Source organism: Kitasatospora sp. NPDC048545 (genome assembly GCF_040651155.1).
Lineage (GTDB): Bacteria > Actinomycetota > Actinomycetes > Streptomycetales > Streptomycetaceae > Kitasatospora.
On sequence record NZ_JBEZIQ010000142.1, the window covers coordinates 1 to 3,705 of the forward strand.

Annotated in this window: 5 protein-coding genes and 1 pseudogene; all 6 read right to left on the reverse strand. The window is 73.5% G+C overall.

The genetic code is table 11. The features are described 5' to 3' along the window. Window positions 1-564: SulP family inorganic anion transporter (locus tag AB0D10_RS45945; protein WP_360268984.1), on the reverse strand; the 564-nt coding region annotated here is incomplete at its 3' end. Further along, a pseudogene (locus AB0D10_RS45950) lies at window positions 558-1,193 on the reverse strand (winged helix-turn-helix transcriptional regulator); the annotation flags it as partial. The pseudogene AB0D10_RS45950 and the gene AB0D10_RS45945, both read right to left, overlap by 7 nt. Before the next feature lie 15 nt (window positions 1,194-1,208). After that, window positions 1,209-2,051 (reverse strand): hypothetical protein, encoded by an 843-nt coding sequence (locus tag AB0D10_RS45955; protein WP_360268973.1) that lies wholly within the window; start codon window positions 2,049-2,051, stop codon window positions 1,209-1,211. Further along, window positions 2,048-2,689, reverse strand: coding sequence for a hypothetical protein (locus tag AB0D10_RS45960; protein WP_360268976.1), 642 nt, complete (start codon window positions 2,687-2,689; stop codon window positions 2,048-2,050). The genes AB0D10_RS45955 and AB0D10_RS45960 overlap by 4 nt, the downstream gene beginning before the upstream one ends. Next, window positions 2,686-3,168, reverse strand: coding sequence for a hypothetical protein (locus AB0D10_RS45965; RefSeq protein ID WP_360268978.1), 483 nt, complete (start codon window positions 3,166-3,168; stop codon window positions 2,686-2,688). The genes AB0D10_RS45960 and AB0D10_RS45965 overlap by 4 nt, the downstream gene beginning before the upstream one ends. An 8-nt stretch (window positions 3,169-3,176) precedes the next feature. Continuing rightward, on the reverse strand, window positions 3,177-3,705 hold a 529-nt coding region (locus AB0D10_RS45970), incomplete at its 5' end, for a glycosyl hydrolase (protein WP_360268981.1).

Below are 3,705 nucleotides of genomic sequence, written 5' to 3' on the forward strand. Positions count from 1 at the left end.
CGGCATCAGCAGCCGGTTCAGCTCGGTCAGGTCGGGCAGCGCGGGGCGGGGCAGTCCGGCCGGAATGTCGCCGATCACCGCGAGGCCGTGGTCCTTGAGCGAGAACGCGGCCGAGATCGCGGTGCCGAGCACGACGGCCAGCAGCGGGCCGGGCAGCCGCGGGAGGAGGCGGGCGGCCAGGAGGAGGAAGAGCAGGGTGGCGGCGCTGAAGGCGACCGTCGGCAGGTGGGCCTCGGTGAGGTGCGCCGCGCTCCTGAACGCGGCGGGGAGCGGCCCCGCACACCGCCAACGGCGATGAGACGGCGTGCGGGCCCGGGATGCTGAGGTCGGGGAGCCGCTCTGAGCTGGGAGTCCACGGTGGTCACCGCCCACGCGGGGTGGGAGGCCGCGGTTGCGGCGGAGGGGATGCGCGGTTGCGGCACCGGGGCGTGGCTGAACAGTGCGGAGGGGGCCGGGCTGTGGCGCAGTGCCGCAGCGGTGCGTACGGACTGCGCGGGGGAGGCCAGGGTGCGCGTGGCGGCCGGCACCGCCGGGGCCACGGTGGTCGTGTGCCGCTGGTCCCACTGCTGGAGGGCGGAGTAGACGGGGCCGAGCCCCCGTCCGGCGTCGGTGAGGACGTAGGGGGCGCCGTGTACCCGGTTGCCGGCGCGGGTGACGAGGCCGTCCGCCTGCATGCGGCTCAGCCTGGCGGCGGCGGACTGCTCGGACGCGCCGAGCCGTTCGGCAAGGCGCGGCAGGCGCAGGCTCCCGTGCTCGGAGAGCAGACGGACGGTCTCGGTGGTGTCCGCCAGTTGCAGGCGGTGCAGGGCGTCCTCGATCCGGTCGTACCGGCCCTGCGGGGTGCGGTCGACATGGTCGGTGGACCACTGGGCGAGAGCACGGTAGACCGGGCCGAGCGTGCGGGCAGCGGGCGAGAGCCGGTAGGGCGCCAGACGGTCGAACTCGCCGTCGCGGACCACCAGGCCGGCCTCAGACATCGCGGCCAGGCGCTTGTTGACGTACGACTGGGAGACCGACGGAAAATGCGGGGTGACGTCGGAAACGCGCATCTCCGGGCCCCACTTGGCGATCGTGTGGACGACGTGGGTGGTCCACCTCGGGGCGAGACGGCGAAGGACAGCCTCGGACCGCTGCGCGTCGGAGATGCTCATGGAGGTCGACTGGGAAGACACGGCGGCGCGGGTCTGGGACATGGCGGTGGTTCCTGGTCAACGGGAGCGGGTCGGCTGGGCGGATACGGAGGGGGCAGACGGCGCAGGCCCGGCGGCAGGTGGTGCGGTGGGGCCGGTGGCACTGCGGGAAAGCGCGGCGGACACGCGCTGGTCGGCGGCGCGCGAGGCGTCGAGGAGGGCCTTGCCGGCGGGCGTCAGCGAGAGCAGGTGACCGGGCCGGTAGGACGATGAGCTGGTGTCGGCAACGACGAGGTCCTCGGCCATCAGCTCCTCGACGGTCTGCGGCCAGACCGACGGACTCTCGCCACTGCCATCGGACATGAACTTGTAGCCGTAGACGGCGCTTTCGCACAGCCGCAGATCACCACGGTCGATCGCCGCCAGGGCCTCGGACTCCCGGACGCGGGGGTCGTATCCGGCCGCCGCGCCGGGCAGGTCGGGCCCTGCGGCCGGTACCGGGGTGACGCCGGCCGTCACGTGCTTGGGAGCAAGCCGGCTCTCCGGTGAAGGCAGGCCCGCGTCGGTGCACCGACCGTAGGCGTTGACCACGCTGCTGAGTTGCTCGTAGGCCGCTCCACGGCGGGCGGTGAGCAGTTCGACCTGGAGGCCAGCGGACTGGATGATGCCGTTGACGCCGCGCATGGTGGCGTGGTCGCCGCGGGCGATCGGTTCCAGGCGCTCGATGACCGTCTGGGCGCGGGCGGTGAGTTCCTGGTGGAGCTGGTCGACCTCGCGGGCCGAGCAGGCGACCATGAAGGCAAGGCGACCGAGAGGGTCCGAGCCGGGGCAGCCGGCGCTCAGCTCCCAGGCGTTGCGGGCGCCGAGGCGCTCGTAGACGAGGTGGGCGCCAGGGTGGGTGAGCTGGTCGTGCGGGTTCACCGGGCCGTCTCCATCCGCACGAGGAGGGAGCGGACCAGGGTGGGCAGGCTGTCGGGGCCCTCGCCGCCGAGGCGAACCACGCTGACCGACTCGTCGAGGAGACGGTGGGCGTCCTCGGTCAGGGCACCGGTGATCTCCGTGCACGCCCCCGTGAACTCCGCGGAGGCGAGCAGGGCCTGGCCCAGGATCTGCAGGTAGCGGCCCGGCGGGAGGGCGGCCTCGGCGGCGAGGGCCGTGATGGCCTGCCGGTCCTGCAGGGCGTAGCCCGACAGGTCCTCGGCCTCGCCGGTGGCGATGGCCGTGGCATCGACCGGCAGGGCGGCTTCGGAGACCAGGAGGCCGACGGCCTGGGTGAGGTCGGCAAGCGACTCGCTCAGCCAGCCCAGGGCGGAGGCGTAGGACGCGAGGGCGAACAGGGTGGCGGGGGTGGTCGGCAGCCTCGCATCCAGCAGGTCCTCCAGCCGGTCGGCAAGCGCTGTGATCACCTGCGGCCCGGCGGTGAGCGGCCCGAGGACGGGGTGGAGGTGGGAACGCGAGGGCGAGGTGTCGTGCCGGGCAGTGACGATGCCGGAGACGGCCTGGGCGGCCTCGGCGAGCCACACGGCGAGATCGGCGTGCGTGGGGGTCGGGGTGGTCATAAGCGGGCCTTTCGGGCGGCGGCGCCGGTGGCGAAGCCAGGGGAGGTGGTGGTGTAAGCCGGACCGCCGGCAGCCACCGGTGCAGGGCGTACGGACCGGGCACGGGCCGCCCGGACACGGGCTTCCTCGGCCGGGCCGAGACCGGACGGCAGGTTGAGTCCGGTACGGCCCAGGCGGTTCTGCGCGGAGCGGTAGACCTGGTAGTCGAGCCGGGGGCCGGCAGCAACGAGATGGACCTCGCGCCGGTGCTGGGACTCAGTGGGCGCGTCGCGGAACTGCACGACCAAGCGGTGGCTGGCCCACTCATTTCCGACGCCGAGGTAGACCTTGTGGTAGCCCTCCAGCCGGCCCTCCAGACGAGTGGCCACGCGTTCGCCACGGACCAGGTCCTGCAGACTCAACAGGGCCTGGTCGCGGATGGCGTCCGGGAGTTGGCGCAGGTCCGCGATGGCGTCGGGGTGGGCGGAGAAGGCGAACATGGCGCGGCTCACAGCGACCGCCCCCGATCGGGCTGCGCGACGGCTGCTGCCGCGGGCGCGGACGCCAGCACGGCGGCGGCGTTGGCCGGTGAGGTGGTGCTGCGGGCGAGGGCGGCGCGGGTACGCAGGGCGTCGCGGCGGTACTCGGGCGGCTCGGGCAGCGGGGTGGAGCGCTTCTCCAGCCACTCATCAGCGGCGGCGTGGTCCGGGAAAGCTCCCTCGCGCACCGTGTAGGTCCACTGATCGGGCTGAAGCGTCTCAATGAACAGGCGGACGGGCAGCTCCTTGGCCTCGCTGTCGACGGCGATGCTCCAGCCCTCGGTCTCGGCCCCGTCGATGACCTGGTAGTCGGCGACCTCCAGGCGCTCGCCCGAGCGCCGGATGCGGTCCTCGACCCGGACGGACAGCTCGTCGGCGGGGGTGGGGCCGCCGAGGACCGGTACGAGCGCGTCCGGCGGGCAGCCGCGGTTGACGAGCCAGTTCTGCGCGAACGCGAAGGTGGCGTGCCGTTCCCGGTGCATGCTGAACATGCCTCGG